Source organism: Shinella fusca (genome assembly GCF_014203155.1).
In the GTDB taxonomy this organism is placed as follows: domain Bacteria; phylum Pseudomonadota; class Alphaproteobacteria; order Rhizobiales; family Rhizobiaceae; genus Shinella; species Shinella fusca.
Genome location: NZ_JACHIK010000001.1, coordinates 17,077 through 31,345 on the forward strand (window position 1 = coordinate 17,077; position 14,269 = coordinate 31,345).

Here is a 14,269-nt window from a genome sequence, read left to right on the forward strand (position 1 = left end):
GTGCGGACTGAAAAGGAAAAGGCCGCTCCCGAAAGGAACGGCCCGAAAGGAAAAAGGCGGCCTTGAGGCCGCCTTTCCGACGATTACTGCTGCTGCGTCTGCGCTTCGCCGCCTTCGGCCGGGGTCGTCGTGCCGATCATCGCATCCAGCTTCTTGCCGCTCTCGGCACGAAGGTCGCGGTCGACGCCGTTCGCCCAGATCTCGGCGGCCTTCATGACTTCGCGCGTGGCGATCGGGCCGTCCGACAGGAGCTTCTTGCCGACGGGCGAATTGTAGAAGTCGGCGATGGCCTTCAGCTCGTCCTGCGTGAAGGTCTTGGCGTAGATGGTCGCGGCTTCCTTCTCGAGGTCGGCGCGGCGCGAGGCAAGCGCGAGCGCCTGCTCGTCGACGACCGTGTTGATCTCCGATTCGTGGTTCGGCGAGGCCTGGATGAGCGTCGACTTCACGCGGGCGGCAAGGCCGGGCAGGATATTGTCGAAGCGGCTCGTCGCGCCGATGGCGTCGATGGCCGTGCGCGCGGCCTTGATCTGCTCGTCCGTCACGTCCTGCGCCCTGACGGCGCCGGCAAGGCTTGCCGAAACGATGAGGGTCGCCGCGAGGGTCCGGCCGAAACCAGCAAATTTGATCATGTCGGTCTGTGCTCCTGTCTAGTCTTTTGCCGTCAGCGTGCGCGCACCCGCGGGTCCCGCGATGATGGCCAGCGACGCCATGTTGATGAAGAGGCCGTGTTCGACGACGCCCGGTATGTCATTGAGGCGGCTTGCGAGCGCATCTGCATCAGGAATGCGGCCAAAAGATGCGTCGAGAATGTAGTGCCCGCCATCCGTGGTGAAGGTGCCGTCGCCGGAGGCGCGCAGCGAAATCGGTCCCGAAAGGCCGAGCCGGTCGGCCGTCTTCTCGATGGCGATGCGGGTGGAGACGAGGCCGAAGGGATTGACCTCGATCGGCAGCTTGAAGGCGCCGAGCGTCTCGACCACCTTGCTCTCGTCGGCGATCACGATCATGCGCTGCGAGGCGGCCGCGACGATCTTCTCGCGCAGGAGCGCGCCGCCGCCGCCCTTGATGAGGTTGAGGCGGCCGTCCACCTCGTCGGCGCCGTCGATGGCAAGGTCGAGCTCGGGCAGTTCGTCGAGCGATTTCAGCGGCACGCCGAGTTCCAGGCACAGCCGCGCCGTGCGCTCGGAGGTCGGCACGCCTTCGACCCGAAGGCCGCCGGCGACCTTCTCGGCAAGAAGGCGCACGAACTCTTCCGCCGTCGAGCCGGTGCCGATGCCGAGGCGCATGCCGTCTTCCACATGGGCAAGCGCGGCTTCGGCCGCCTTGATCTTCATTTCCCGGGCGTCCATGCCCAAACTCCCCCAACGGTGCCAGCCGGCGCACATGGGCCGCCGAAATTCCGGTGAGACACTTACACGCCCTGAATGGCAAACGAAAGCCAAAATCGGCGCATCCCCAGCGGGCCGAAGCCGATTGCAAAAGCCCGCGCCATCGCTTAGGCCGGAAGCCTCCCTCCTCCTTCCCGCAAGGTACTGCCCATGAATTCCCCCCTCGTTGTCTTCGATCTCGACGGTACGCTCATCGACACGGCGCACGATCTCGTGGCGAGCCTCAACCACACGATCGGCCTCGCCGGCCTCGAGCCGGTGACCTACGGCGACCTCACCTATCTCGTCGGCCATGGCGGCCAGGTGATGATCAAGCGCGCCTTCGCGATGCGCGGACGCGAGATTTCCGACGGCGAACTGGCAGAAATGCTCACCGCCTTCGTCGACCACTATGCCGAGGCGATGCCGGGCGTCTCGACGCCCTTCCCGGGCCTTGCCGAAGCCATGGACCGGCTTGCCGGCGCCGGTCACCGGCTTGCCGTCTGCACCAACAAGACGGAAGGCCTCGCCCGCCGGCTGCTCGAAGGCCTCGCGCTTACGCCGCGCTTTGCCGCGATTACCGGCGGCGACACCTTCGCCGTGCGCAAGCCGGACGCCGAACACCTCCTCGGCACGGTGCGCCTTGCCGGGGCCGAGCCGAAGCGTACCGTGATGATCGGCGACAGCCTCAACGACATGCTCGTCGCCCGCAACGCGGGCGTGCCCTCCATCGGCGTGCCCTTCGGCTATTCGGACGTCCCGGTCGCCGACCTCGACCCGAGCCACGTCATCGCCCATTTCGACGAGTTGACGCCGGCCCTGGTGGAAGAATTGCTCGCCCGGTGACGGCGGGGCGAAAGCCCCTCATCCGCCTGCCGGCGCCCGATCAGCCCTCGACCCCACGCGCCGCGCTGGTCGCGGCGAAGGCCTTGCGCATGTAGTCGTCGCGGCCATAGACGTCGTCGAAATACTGGACCTTGCCGTCCTTGTCCGGCCAGGCCGTGAAATAGGCGACGTAGATCGGGATATCGGCCTTCACGCCGATGGCCTTGTTGCGGCCGGAGGCGATCTCCTTGCCGACGTCCGCCTCGCTGACGCCAAGGACAGCGGCCGCCATCTTGCGCGGCTCGGCAAGGCGCACGCAGCCGTGGCTGAGCGCGCGCATGTCCCGCTTGAAGAAGCTCTTCGAGGGCGTGTCGTGCATGTAGATGGCATGGCTGTTCGGGAAGAGGATCTTCAATTCGCCGAGTGCATTGTCGCCGCTCGGCGGCTGGCGCACGGAAACGCCCGCCGTCGAGCCGTACCAGTTGACCGAGGACGAAGGCACGGCGCGGCCGCCCACGGCCACTTCATAGCCCATCCGGTCGAGATAGGACGGATCGCTCCTGAGCTTCGGCAGCATCTCGTTGATGATGATCGACTGCGGCACGCCCCAATAGGGATTGACCTCGACGGTCTGGATCTTGTCCTCGAAGAAATAGGTCTGGTGCGACTTGGAGCCGACCACCGTGCGCATCGAGAACTTTTCCGCGCCGTCCTCGTAGTAATAGACCATGAAGGCCGGCTGGTTGATGAAGACGTGGCGCTGGCCGAGATCGGCCGGCAGCCAGCGCGCCTGCTCCAGCGCCACGTCGAGCTTGGCGATCCTGTCCTCGACCGAATCGCCGCCCGTCAGCTTGCGGATCGAGGCATTGCCGACGATGCCGTCGGGCTTCAGCCCCTTCTCCTTCTGGAACGCCTCGACGAGGGTGACGAGTTCCGGCGTATATTCGGGCGTGCCCTGATAGGCGGCAAGCGTTGCCGCATGCTCGCTCTTCAGCGCATCCGAGCCGTGCTTGACGATGCCCTTGACGATATTGGCCAGTTCCGGATTGCTCTGGCCGGGTTTTAGCAGCGTGCCCTCGGCGATGACCACCCGGTCTTCCGCCGCCGTCTCGGCCCTCAGTTTCGCAAGCTCGGCCTTCAGCGCTTCGAAATCGGCATTGGCCGGCGAGCGGCTTTCCAGATAGGCCTTCACGTTGCCGCTGAGCGCGACGTTCTTCAGCGCGGCAAGGAGGTTGACCTCCTTGCGCTTGAAATCGTGGTAGCCGGAGATGCGGTTGGGATCGACGCGCCCGCGCACGGCGTCCTCGATATAGGTCGCGACGGCAGCCGAAAGCGAAATCTCGAAGCTTGCAAGATCGCCATAGCGCTTCGCCATGTCGGCGCTGTCGAACGTCTCGGCCGGCGGCGTCACGGCGTAGTCGGCGGGATCGAGGCCGACGGCGGCCGCGTCGGCGAGCACGGCCATCGCCGCCTTCGCCTTCTCGCTGATGCCCGTGCCCTCGACCCAGAGGAACTTCCGGTTGGCGCTGTAGAACGCCTCGACGGCCTTGGCGGCGTCGGGGGTGGCCCGCGCGCTGACGTTGCCGAAGGCGGCGCGGATGCCCGCATCGCCGGCCGGCGCGACGTCGGCGGAGATCGAGCTGGTCACGACCGGGTCGGCCAGCTTGTCGGTGGCGATGCGCTTCAGCGCGTCGGCCTTGTAGGTGTAGTAGCGCGGGCCGGTGACGCGCGGCAGGGGCTTGGCCTCCTGGCGGGCTTCCGCGCCGGGCAGCGCGGTGCCGGTTTCCACGCCGGGAAGCGCCTCGCGCTTCGGCTCCTTCTTCTTGCCGCCGCGGATGATGTCCATCAGGGTCAGGGCGTTTGCGGGTGCGGCATCGAGCGTGATCGTAGCGCAGGAAAGAGCCAGCGCGGCGGCCAGCACGGCAGTCTTGGTAAGTCTCATCAGTAATCCATTCCCCGAATAAACCGCCCTAAGCGGCTTCTGGCGACGCCCGAACCAGCAGGCCGGTAAGTTATAGGAAAGGATGGTGAATGAAAAGGAAACGCCCCTTCCCGCATCCTCTCCCAGCGCTCACGAAACCGTCATTGCGGGCCTTGCCGGAAAGGACGGGCGGGAGGGGATAAAAATTTGAACCGTCACGGATTTTTGACATTGGACAGGCTTTTCCCGCCGCCCTCCTCCTTGCAAGGTAGAAAAAATGAGCCGCCGGTTGTGTTGGAAAAAGCACAGCCTGCGCGCGGCACCGGGCCCGCTCTTTTCCCTCGCCCGCCGGCTAATCGATTTTAACCGAAAGTCTCGTTGCCGAGGCGCCATCCGCCCCTTGCAACGGCGACGCAGATGGGCCAGAGAATTGCGCGATTTCGCGCGGGCGCGGCCGAAGGCTTCGCGTCCGCCCGGCCTGCCGCGCCCCATGCGGCGGCATCGCCGGCGTCAGGACGAAGCGCATGGGCTTTAAGCGGGAAGCACAATGACATCGACGCGCACGGAAACGGATACATTCGGCCCCATCGAGGTGGACAATAGCCGCTATTGGGGCGCGCAGGCGCAGCGTTCGCTCGGCAATTTCAAGATCGGCTGGGAAAAGCAGCCGCTCGCCGTGGTGCGTGCCCTCGGCATCGTCAAGCAGGCCGCCGCCCGCGCCAACATGGAACTCGGCCGCCTCGACCCGAAGCTCGGCGAGGCGATCGTCGCCGCCGCGCAGGAAGTCATCGACGGCAAGCTGAACGACCACTTCCCCCTCGTCGTCTGGCAGACGGGCTCAGGCACCCAGTCCAACATGAACGCCAACGAGGTCATCTCCAACCGGGCGATCGAGATGCTCGGCGGCGTCATGGGCTCCAAGAAGCCGGTGCATCCGAACGACCACGTCAACATGAGCCAGTCGTCGAACGACACCTATCCGACGGCCATGCACATCGCCTGCGCCGAGCGGATCGTCCATGACCTCCTGCCGGCCCTCAAGCACCTGCATGCCGCGCTGGAAGCCAAGGTCAAGGCCTTCGACCACATCATCAAGATCGGCCGCACGCACACGCAGGACGCCACCCCGCTCACGCTCGGCCAGGAATTTTCCGGCTACGCCGCGCAGGTCGCCTCCTCCATCAAGCGCATCGAACTGACGCTGCCGGGCCTTTGCGAGCTCGCCCAGGGCGGCACCGCCGTCGGCACGGGCCTCAACGCCCCGGTCGGCTTTGCCGAAAAGGTCGCCGACCAGATCGCCAAGATCACCGGCATCGCCTTCAAGACCGCGCCGAACAAGTTCGAGGCGCTTGCCGCGCACGATTCCATGGTCTTCTCGCACGGCGCGATCAATGCGGCCGCCGCCGCGCTCTTCAAGATCGCCAACGACATCCGCTTCCTCGGCTCCGGCCCGCGCTCGGGCCTCGGCGAACTCGCCCTGCCGGAAAACGAGCCGGGCTCCTCGATCATGCCGGGCAAGGTCAACCCGACCCAGTGCGAAGCCCTCACCCAGGTCTGCGCCCAGGTCTTCGGCAACCATGCCTCGCTGACCTTCGCCGGCAGCCAGGGCCATTTCGAGCTCAACGTCTTCAACCCGCTGATGGCCTACAATTTCCTGCAGTCCGTCCAGCTCCTCTCGGACGCCGCGATCTCCTTCACCGACAATTGCGTCGTCGGCATCGAGGCCCGCGAGGACAACATCAAGGCGGCGCTCGACCGTTCGCTGATGCTGGTGACGGCGCTCGCCCCGAAGATCGGCTACGACAACGCCGCCAAGATCGCCAAGACCGCCCACAAGAACGGCACGACGCTGCGTGAGGAGGCCGTCGGCGGCGGCTACGTCACCAACGAGGAATTCGACGCGGTTGTACGCCCGGAAAAAATGATTATGCCGGGTTGAGGGATTTTCTTCAGCCATTCCTGATGAAAGGTCGCAGATCATTGAATCTGCGGCCTTTTTTGTCCTCGCCTTGCCGCTGCGTCATCCGCAATCGTTAATCATTCCCAAAGCATTTACATCGTATTTTACGGGTCGGGAGCGAATATGCGAGATCAGGAGCAGCCGACATGAACACGGCAGTTGCGCAAAAGGTTCAGGTGCCGGACATCGCGGCACAGGTGACCTATGCCATGCGCATAATGGGCGTTTCCCCCATTCCGCGGAACTACGAGCTGTTCTACGAGGCCTATATCGGCTCGAACCCGAAGCTGACGCGGGACCTCGCCGCCCTCGGCAGCAAGGCCTCGCAGGAAGAGCTGGACGAGATCGGCGCGCGCTATTTCGGCCATCATCACGGGGCGAACGCCATCGACGGCGCGCACACCAAGATCGCCGGCGAGCTGGAAGGCCTGCTGCGCCTGCTCAAGCAAGAGCAGACCTCGCTCGAAAGCTACAACAGGCTGCTCGACGAGACCTTTGTGCGCATCAGCGGCAAGAGCGCCAACAGCGTCGACATCATCAAGAGCGCCATCGGCGTGCTGACGGAAGCGACGGGCGACACCATCAGCCAGGGCAAGGAGATGGTGGAGAACGTTGCGCAGAAATCGATCGAGATGGAGAATGTCCGCAAGGAGCTCGACGAATACAAGCGCATCGCCAACACCGATTCGCTGACGCAGCTCTCCAACCGGCGGGCCTTCGACGACAAGCTCTCGGCGATCTACAATTCCACGCTCTCGCGCAGCGTCACGGCGCTGATCCTCGCCGACATCGACCATTTCAAGAAGATCAACGACACCTACGGCCATCCCGTCGGCGACAAGATCCTCGCCTCGCTCGGCAGCCTCATCCGCACCAGCGTACGCAAGGACATCCTCGTCGCCCGCACCGGCGGAGAGGAATTCGCGATGATCGTGGAAGGCAACACCGAGGAAGAGGCGATGGCGCTCGCCGAGCGCATCCGCACCGCGCTGGAGCACACGCCCTTCAAGAATTCCAAGACCGGCGTGAACTACGGCCCGATCACCATCTCGCTCGGCCTGTGCATGGCCTCCTGGGCGGAAGGGCCGGGCGAACTCTACTCGAAGGCCGACATCGCGCTCTACTGCGCCAAGAACGCCGGGCGCAACCGCACCATGGCCTTCGAGGACGGCATGAAGAAGGACTTCGCCAAGAGCTGGCTGATCTACCGGAAATAGGCCGGCTTTCCCCGACCCTCGAACGGCGCCGCGAGGCGCCGTTTACGTTTGAGGCGGGAAAGTGTGCAATCGGGCGGAACCGTGGCAGGGCTCGCGCGTTCTTGCGGCACGGAGGTACGTGCCATGCAAACCGGATTTTTCGAACTCACGATCATCACCGCCCTGATGCTGAGCAGCCTCGTCTGGATCCAGCCCTTCTAGCGCGCCAACAGAAATCCGCCTGCCGGGACTGGCCGCCTTTCCTCAGGCCGCGATGCGCCGGCCGTCCTCGGCGAGGAAGGCGACAATACGGTCGATCACGGGCTCGGCGGAGACGATGCGGCGGTGGCCGAAGCCGTTCGCCCATTCGAGCGTCACGTTCGATCCCGCAGCGGCGTAGCGGCGCGCGTGCAGGGCCGGCACCTCCTTGTCGTCCTCCGCATGGACGACAAGCATGGGGATGGCGAGCCGCCCTGCCCCGTTCGCCGCGTCGAAGGCCGAAAGCGGCGCGCCGGCGATCCGCTCCACATGGTTTTCCAGTGCCCCTTGCGCCTTCGGCCCGAGGCGCAGCAGGCGCCCGAGATCCCGGAAGAGCCAGGTCATCTCGCTCGGCGAGCCGATGGTGACGAGCCGGCGCGGCCGGTGCGCCGGCACGCCCGGCACCAGCCCGAGCGCCGCGCAGGCGAGCGAGGCCCCGCCGAAGGAATGGCCGCAGAAATGGTCGAAGCCGCCGAAGCGCTGCCAGGCCGCGTCGATCGCCCTCACCGCCATCGGCAGCGTCAGGGTGCGCCCCCGCGAGGCGCCGTGGCCCGGCAGGTCGAGCGCGACGACCTCATGGCCGGCGGCGACCAGCTCTTCCGTCAATGCCGAAAGATAGGCCGCCCGCGAGCCCCAGCCGTGAACCACCAGCACACGGCCGGCGAAGGGCGCGCAGGGCCGCGCGGCAAAACGGTGCGCGACGGCCGTGCCGCCGTCAAAGGTAAGCGGCACGCGCTCGGCCTGCCGCATCCAGCCTTCGGAGCGGGCAAGCAGCTCCCTCTCCTTCACACTGGCCGGCCGGCGGCGCGGCGTCGTCGCGAAGAGGCGGAAGGCGGCGCGCCCGGCCGCATGCGGGGAAATCGTCGACAGGCCGGCAAGCGCGAGCCGGATGACCTTCAAGCCAAAGGGTGCCATAGTGGGAATCCGGAAAAATGTTCAATGCTGAACAATAAAGTACAACGATGAACGAAAATCAAGCCTTCCCGTGGGATCATCCGCGCTTTCGTAGCTGGATCGGCGTGGCGCGGGCCTGCCAGCTCATGCAGCAGGCGATGACGCGGGCGATTGCCGACCTCGATATCAAGACCCCGCATCTCGATATCCTGATCAACCTCTACCGCTTCGACGGCATCTCGCAGCAGGAGCTGGCCCGCAAGCTGCTCGTCGGCCGCTCCAACATGAGCATGCTGCTGCCGCAACTGGAAAAGCGCGGCCTCATCGCGCGCAGGCCGGACGCGAAGGACAAGCGCGTGCTGCGCCTCTCGCTGACCGAGGCTGGCCGCGACCTCACCGCCAAGGCCATGGCCATCCAGACCGGCCTCATCGAGCGCACCCTGTCGAAGACCCCCGCGGATCGCTGCCTTCAGGTCGCCGAAGCGATGGAGGACATCATCGGCATCCTCCAGACGATGGAAGACGACGAAGGCTAGGCCTTCGCCACGGCATCGGCCCGCGTCGACCGCAGCGACAGGAATTCCCAGACCGCCACCGCGAAGAGCACCGCCGAGGCCGCCATGAAGAGCTGGTAGGGCTCGACGGCGGGGGCGAGCGCCGACAGGGCGACAAGCGCGCCGATGCCGACGAGATGCGAGAGCGGCGCGCGCCCGCGGATCGCCGCCTTGAACCAGATATTGCCGAGGAGGAAGACGGCCGGCCCGCCGAGGATGGCGCTCGCCGTCCTGAAATCGACATGGCCGTGCGGATGGGCGAGCGTGAATTCCTCCGCGACCGCCGACAGCACGATGCCGGCGACGATGGGGATATGGGCATAGGTGAAGGCGAGCCGCGCGACGCGGCCCGGCGTCACCGTATGCTCGATGAGGTGCGCCGCTTCTCCGTGACCGAAGCGGAAATAGATCCACCACATGGTCGCCGTCGACGCGAAGGCGACCGCGAGGAGAACGACGGTGAAGCCGTCGAGCAGTTCCATCGCCGCGACGGTGCGGCCGGTGACGAGGATCGTCTCGCCGAGGCAGATGATGACGAACAGCGCGCAGCGCTCCGCCATGTGCTCGCCCGAGACCTCCCAGTCGCTGACCGTCGAGCGGCCGAGCCCCGGCACGACGAAGCCGAGCGCCGGCGAAACGTATTCGATACCGAGCGCGACGAGCCACAGCGCCAGCCGCGCCTCGTGCCCGGTGAAGGCGCCGGCCAGCCAGAAGGCGGCGGACAGCAGCGTCCAGGCAGTGATCCGCACGAAGTTGCGGCTGTTGTCCGGCCAGTCGCGCCGCATGGCGAAGGCGGTGAAGGCCGAGCGGCCGACCTGCATGGCGGCATAGGCGAGCGCGAAGAGGAGGCCTCCCGCGCCGAAAGCCGTGGGAATGGCGATGGAGAGCATCAGGCCGAGGAACATCAGCACGAAGAGCAGCAGCCGCACCGGCGCCTTCTCCGGGTCCAGCCAGTTCGTCACCCAGGTCGTGTAGATCCACACCCACCAGACGGCCAGCATCAGCAGCGCCGCCTCGACGAGGCCGAGCAGCGAATAATGCGCCGCCAGCGTATGGGAAAGCTGGACGATCGTCAGCACGAAGACGAGGTCGAAGAAGAGCTCGGCAAAGCCCACCTTGTCTTCGCTGGCCGTGCCGCGCGCCCTCAGATAGGCGGAAGTGGAGAAACGGTCTTCGTCCGTCGCCGTCATGGCGGGTCCTTTCGCTTAGAGGCGCTCGAGCCGCCGGTCCGGAACGACCCAGACGAGCGCGACGGCGGCATAGACGACATAGGAGATCGTCGGCGAGACGAAGGCAAGGCCGATGGCGGCAAGGTAGAGGACCGGCGACAGCCGGCCCTTCAGGTCGCTGCCGAATGCCGCCCGCAGCCGCGCGCCGTCGGGGTGCGCGGCGACGACGAGCACCTGGAGGATCTTGTAGGCGATGGCCGAGAGAAGCAGCACCACGCCGTAGAGCGCGGCGGGGATCGCCGTGCCCGGATTGTTGCCCATCCAGGCGGTGACGAAGGGAATGAGCGACATCCAGAACAGGAGGTGCATGTTCGCCCACATCACCCCGCCGCTGGCATTGTCGCACACCGTCAGGAGGTGATGGTGGTTGTTCCAGTAGATCGCGACGTAGACGAAGCTGAGGAGATAGCCGAGAAGGACGGGCGCCAGCGGCACGAGGGCCGCGAAGGTGGGCTCCTTCGGCACGGTCAGTTGCAGCACCATGATGGTGATGATGATGGCGATCACGCCATCGCTGAAGGCTTCGAGCCGTCCCTTGTTCATGCGCGCCCCGCCCCTGCCCGATAGCCTCTATCGACAGAGGTGCCACAGGCGCTTGCCGATCGTCAATTCGCCTGTTCATGCGCCTGGCGCTGGCGCTCCTCCTCGGCCGCCGCGCGCTGGCGGCCGGTGCGGGCGGCGACGATGTCGGCGGGCTGGGCATTGCCGCGCACGAGCTGCCGGCCGGCATAGATGCCGCCGACCGTCTCAAGCTCCAGCCGCCGCCGGTCGACATCGCGGAACTCCTCCACCACGTCGGCCGCAAGGTCCTCGTCCTCGCCGAGCGCCTTCAGCGTCTCGCGGCTGAAGACCAGCGCCGATTCGAAGGTCTCGCGGATCTGGAAGTCGACGCCGGCATGGATGAGGTCGAGGGCGTGGCCGCGGTCGTAGGCGCGCGCCAGCAGCGGCACGAGCGGGAACTCCTCGCGCACCACCTCGGCGGTCTTCACCGCGGCCTGCCTGTCGTCGAGGCAGATGAGGATCGCCCTTGCGGTCGCCGCGCCCGCGGCATGCAGGATGTCGATGCGCGAGCCGTCGCCGTAATAGACCTTGAAGCCGAAATCGGCGGCATCGCGCACGAACTCGGCATCCTTGTCGATCAGCGAGAGCGTGTAGCCCCGCGCCAGGAGCGGCTGGCTGACGATCTGGCCGAAGCGCCCGAAGCCGATCATCAGCACCGTGCCCTCGACGTTCTCCGGCAGCGTCAGCCCCTCGGTGGAGGGCGGCTGCTTCGGCACGAGCCGGTCGTGCAGGATGACGAAGAGCGGCGTCAGCACCATGGAGATGATGATCGTCGCCGTGAGGATGGCGTTCTCCCGCCCGTCGAGGATGCCGGCGGAAACGGCGGCGGCGTAGAGCACGAAGGCGAATTCGCCGCCCTGCGCCATCAGCACCGCGCGCTCCAGGCTCTCGCTGTGGCAGGTGCCGACGAGGCGCGCGACGATGTAGATGAGGAGCGATTTCGCCAGCATGTAGCCGATGATGCCCGCCACGACGAGCTTCCAGTCCGCGGCGATCACCGAAAGGTCGATCGCCATGCCGACGCCGAGGAAGAAGAGGCCGAGCAGGATGCCGCGGAACGGCTCGATATCGGCCTCGAGCTGATGGCGGAAGGCCGATTCGGAAAGGAGCACGCCGGCAAGGAAGGCGCCCATCGCCATGGAGAGCCCGGAGACCTGCATGGCGAGCGCCGAGCCGAGCACCACGAGAAGCGCCGCCGCCGTCATCACCTCGCGCGCACCGGAGGCCGCGAGAATGCGGAAGAGCGGATTGAGGAGGTAACGGCCCGCCAGCACCAGCGCCACGACGGCACCGACGGCGATGCCGATGGAAAGCCAGCGGCCGGAGGCATCCGTCGCCGCCGCGCCCGTGCCGAGCAGCGTGACGACGGCGAGCAGCGGAACGATGGCGAGATCCTCGAAGAGCAGGATCGCCACAATGCGCTGGCCCTTGAGCGTGGAAAGCGTGCCCTTCTCCTGCAGCATCTGCATGACGATGGCCGTGGAGGTCAGCACGAAGCCGGTGCCGGCGACGAAGGAGGGAACGAGCGGAAAGCCGAAGGCGAGGCCGATGCCCGTCAGCGCCGCCATGGCCCCGCCGACCTGGATCGCGCCGAGCCCGAAAATGTCCTTGCGCATGCCCCACAGGCGCGAAGGCTGCATTTCGAGGCCGATGATGAAGAGGAACATCACGACGCCGAGCTCGGCGACATGGATGATGGCCTGCGGATCGGCGAAGAAGCCGAGGCCGAAGGGGCCGATCGCCAGCCCGGCGGCGAGATAGCCGAGCACGGAGCCGAGCCCGATCTTCTTGAAGACGGGCGCGGCGGCAACGCCCGCCGCCAGGAGCACCACCACCTGGGTGAGATCGTTCGCGTTCGCTTCGACTGCCAAAGGTCCGTCTCCGTTGCTTGCCGGTGGACGCAGCCTTCGGCGGCGGCCCTGCGGTTATCGCGGCTTTTCGGATATATCGCGGCTCATGCCCTTCTCCGCAAGCTCGCGCTCGTAGCCGGCGAAGAGCTCGGCGCCCTTTTCCCCGAGTTCGCGAAGATAGGACCAGGTATAGATGCCGGTATCGTGCATGTCGTCGAAACCGATGCGGACGGCATAGTTGCCGGTGGGCGTCATGGAGAGGATGGCGACGTTGCGCTTGCCCGGCACCGTCACCTTCTGTCCCGGCCCGTGCCCCTGCACCTCGGCGGAGGGCGAGAGGACGCGCAGCAGCTCGGCGGAAAGATCGAAGGCCGCGCCGTCGTTGAAGGTCACGACGAGGCGCTGGTGGTCCTTCGAGACGCGCAGTTCGGTCGGCCAAAGGTCGCTCATGCCGGTTCCTTTCTTCACGATTTCGCGAAGGACTATGCCGCAAGCCGGGGATGTGCAAGGCTGAAAATGCTGTCATAATTGCCGCACCGGCTTGACGGAGCGCCCCGCGCGCACGACATGTCGGGAATGGAGGACGTGCATTGAATTCGTTTACGGGACAATGGAGCGGCGCGGACCGCGTCGCGCAATCCGACACGCCGATGATCGACCCCTTCGGGCGCGCGATCACGTATCTGCGCGTCTCGGTGACGGACCGCTGCGATTTCCGCTGTACCTATTGCATGGCGGAGAACATGACGTTCCTGCCGAAGAAGGACCTCCTGACGCTGGAAGAGCTGAACCGGCTCTGTTCCGCCTTCATCGCCAAGGGCGTGCGCAAGCTGCGGCTGACCGGCGGCGAACCCTTGGTGCGCAAGAACATCATGCATCTCGTGCGCGAGCTCGGCCGGCAGGTGCATGACGGCCGCCTCGACGAACTGACGCTGACGACGAACGGCTCGCAGCTGGCAAGACACGCAGCCGAACTGGCGGACTGCGGCGTGCGCCGCATCAACGTCTCGCTCGACACGCTCGACACGCAGAAATTCAAGGCCATCACCCGCTGGGGCGAGCTTTCCAAGGTCATGGAAGGCATCGACGCCGCGCAGGCCGCCGGCCTCAAGATCAAGATCAACGCCGTCGCCCTCAAGGACTTCAACGACCGCGAGATCCCCGAACTGATGCGCTGGGCGCACGGGCGCGGCATGGACCTCACCCTCATCGAGACCATGCCGATGGGCGAGATCGAGGAGGACCGCACCGACCGCTACATGCCGCTGTCGGAAATGCGCGCGCGCCTTGCCGAGGACTTCACGCTGACGGAGAACGCCTACCGCACCGGCGGCCCGGCGCGCTACGTGACGGTCGAGGAGACCGGCGGGCGCCTCGGCTTCATCACGCCGATGACGCATAATTTCTGCGAAAGCTGCAACCGCGTCCGCCTCACCTGCACCGGCACGCTCTACATGTGCCTCGGACAGAACGACGCGGCGGACCTGCGCCTGCCGCTGCGCGCCTCCGAGGACGACGCGCTCCTCTCGCAGGCGATCGACGAGGCCATCGCCCGCAAGCCCAAGGGCCACGACTTCATCATCGACCGCCGCAACCGCCCCGCCGTCGCCCGCCACATGAGCGTCACCGGCGGCTGACCTTTCCTCTTCAGTTCCCC

General features: G+C 66.2%; 13 protein-coding genes. 5 read left to right on the top strand and 8 right to left on the bottom strand.

Annotated features, from left to right (window positions below):
* Nucleotides 1–83: 83 nt before the first annotated feature.
* A complete protein-coding gene (locus tag HNQ66_RS00075) occupies nt 84–629 on the bottom strand; it encodes a DUF2059 domain-containing protein (RefSeq protein ID WP_184139606.1) in 546 nt (181 codons plus the stop codon).
* Nucleotides 630–647: 18 nt separating this feature from the next.
* Complete coding sequence (rpiA, locus tag HNQ66_RS00080) at nt 648–1,346, bottom strand: ribose-5-phosphate isomerase RpiA (RefSeq protein ID WP_184139608.1); 699 nt, start codon at nt 1,344–1,346, stop codon at nt 648–650.
* Between the two features lie 189 nt (nt 1,347–1,535).
* Between rpiA and HNQ66_RS00085 the strand changes: the two genes are divergently transcribed.
* Entirely contained in the window at nt 1,536–2,210 is a 675-nt protein-coding gene (locus HNQ66_RS00085; protein WP_184139610.1) for an HAD family hydrolase, read from the top strand.
* Nucleotides 2,211–2,250: 40 nt separating this feature from the next.
* On the opposite strand, the gene HNQ66_RS00090 is transcribed toward HNQ66_RS00085, so the two are convergent.
* Entirely contained in the window at nt 2,251–4,131 is a 1,881-nt protein-coding gene (locus HNQ66_RS00090) for a L,D-transpeptidase family protein (RefSeq protein ID WP_184139612.1), read from the bottom strand.
* Nucleotides 4,132–4,657: 526 nt separating this feature from the next.
* On the opposite strand from HNQ66_RS00090, the gene fumC reads away from it, so the two are divergent.
* Together fumC and HNQ66_RS00100 are read left to right on the top strand one after the other, a co-directional pair.
* Entirely contained in the window at nt 4,658–6,049 is a 1,392-nt protein-coding gene (gene fumC, locus HNQ66_RS00095) for a class II fumarate hydratase (protein ID WP_184139614.1), read from the top strand.
* 167 nt (nt 6,050–6,216) lie between these two features.
* Nucleotides 6,217–7,287 (top strand): GGDEF domain-containing protein, encoded by a 1,071-nt coding sequence (locus tag HNQ66_RS00100; RefSeq protein WP_184139616.1) that lies wholly within the window; start codon nt 6,217–6,219, stop codon nt 7,285–7,287.
* 243 nt (nt 7,288–7,530) lie between these two features.
* Here HNQ66_RS00100 and HNQ66_RS00105 read toward each other — a convergent pair whose 3' ends face one another.
* Nucleotides 7,531–8,439 carry an alpha/beta hydrolase gene (locus HNQ66_RS00105; protein ID WP_184139618.1) on the bottom strand — a complete coding sequence of 303 codons (909 nt, stop codon included), beginning with the start codon at nt 8,437–8,439 and terminating at the stop codon, nt 7,531–7,533.
* 47 nt (nt 8,440–8,486) lie between these two features.
* Here HNQ66_RS00105 and HNQ66_RS00110 point away from each other — a divergent pair, with 47 nt between their 5' ends.
* Nucleotides 8,487–8,954 carry a MarR family winged helix-turn-helix transcriptional regulator gene (locus HNQ66_RS00110; protein ID WP_184139620.1) on the top strand — a complete coding sequence of 156 codons (468 nt, stop codon included), beginning with the start codon at nt 8,487–8,489 and terminating at the stop codon, nt 8,952–8,954.
* Here HNQ66_RS00110 and HNQ66_RS00115 read toward each other — a convergent pair.
* The 4 genes from HNQ66_RS00115 to HNQ66_RS00130 form a co-directional block, all read right to left on the bottom strand.
* Nucleotides 8,951–10,162: a low temperature requirement protein A gene (locus HNQ66_RS00115; RefSeq protein WP_184139622.1), complete on the bottom strand. Its 1,212-nt coding sequence runs from the start codon at nt 10,160–10,162 to the stop codon at nt 8,951–8,953. The two genes, HNQ66_RS00110 and HNQ66_RS00115, sit on opposite strands and share 4 nt — an antisense overlap.
* A gap of 15 nt (nt 10,163–10,177) precedes the next feature.
* Nucleotides 10,178–10,744, bottom strand: a complete 567-nt coding sequence (locus tag HNQ66_RS00120; RefSeq protein WP_184139624.1) for a TMEM175 family protein — start codon at nt 10,742–10,744, stop codon at nt 10,178–10,180.
* Nucleotides 10,745–10,806: 62 nt separating this feature from the next.
* Nucleotides 10,807–12,633: a monovalent cation:proton antiporter-2 (CPA2) family protein gene (locus HNQ66_RS00125; RefSeq protein ID WP_184139626.1), complete on the bottom strand. Its 1,827-nt coding sequence runs from the start codon at nt 12,631–12,633 to the stop codon at nt 10,807–10,809.
* Between the two features lie 54 nt (nt 12,634–12,687).
* A complete protein-coding gene (locus HNQ66_RS00130; RefSeq protein WP_184139628.1) occupies nt 12,688–13,062 on the bottom strand; it encodes a gamma-butyrobetaine hydroxylase family protein in 375 nt (124 codons plus the stop codon).
* A gap of 200 nt (nt 13,063–13,262) precedes the next feature.
* Here HNQ66_RS00130 and moaA point away from each other — a divergent pair, with 200 nt between their 5' ends.
* Nucleotides 13,263–14,249, top strand: a complete 987-nt coding sequence (gene moaA, locus HNQ66_RS00135) for a GTP 3',8-cyclase MoaA (protein ID WP_184140423.1) — start codon at nt 13,263–13,265, stop codon at nt 14,247–14,249.
* The last annotated feature ends 20 nt before the right edge of the window (nt 14,250–14,269 follow it).

What these genes read in the sequence shown, in the direction of transcription:
- HNQ66_RS00075 (WP_184139606.1), bottom strand. Translation starts at nt 629, where the DNA reads ATGATCAAATTTGCTGGTTTCGGCCGGACCCTCGCGGCGACCCTCATC.
- rpiA (WP_184139608.1), bottom strand. Translation starts at nt 1,346, where the DNA reads ATGGACGCCCGGGAAATGAAGATCAAGGCGGCCGAAGCCGCGCTTGCC.
- HNQ66_RS00085 (WP_184139610.1), top strand. Translation starts at nt 1,536, where the DNA reads ATGAATTCCCCCCTCGTTGTCTTCGATCTCGACGGTACGCTCATCGAC.
- HNQ66_RS00090 (WP_184139612.1), bottom strand. Translation starts at nt 4,131, where the DNA reads ATGAGACTTACCAAGACTGCCGTGCTGGCCGCCGCGCTGGCTCTTTCC.
- fumC (WP_184139614.1), top strand. Translation starts at nt 4,658, where the DNA reads ATGACATCGACGCGCACGGAAACGGATACATTCGGCCCCATCGAGGTG.
- HNQ66_RS00100 (WP_184139616.1), top strand. Translation starts at nt 6,217, where the DNA reads ATGAACACGGCAGTTGCGCAAAAGGTTCAGGTGCCGGACATCGCGGCA.
- HNQ66_RS00105 (WP_184139618.1), bottom strand. Translation starts at nt 8,439, where the DNA reads ATGGCACCCTTTGGCTTGAAGGTCATCCGGCTCGCGCTTGCCGGCCTG.
- HNQ66_RS00110 (WP_184139620.1), top strand. Translation starts at nt 8,487, where the DNA reads ATGAACGAAAATCAAGCCTTCCCGTGGGATCATCCGCGCTTTCGTAGC.
- HNQ66_RS00115 (WP_184139622.1), bottom strand. Translation starts at nt 10,162, where the DNA reads ATGACGGCGACGGACGAAGACCGTTTCTCCACTTCCGCCTATCTGAGG.
- HNQ66_RS00120 (WP_184139624.1), bottom strand. Translation starts at nt 10,744, where the DNA reads ATGAACAAGGGACGGCTCGAAGCCTTCAGCGATGGCGTGATCGCCATC.
- HNQ66_RS00130 (WP_184139628.1), bottom strand. Translation starts at nt 13,062, where the DNA reads ATGAGCGACCTTTGGCCGACCGAACTGCGCGTCTCGAAGGACCACCAG.
- moaA (WP_184140423.1), top strand. Translation starts at nt 13,263, where the DNA reads ATGATCGACCCCTTCGGGCGCGCGATCACGTATCTGCGCGTCTCGGTG.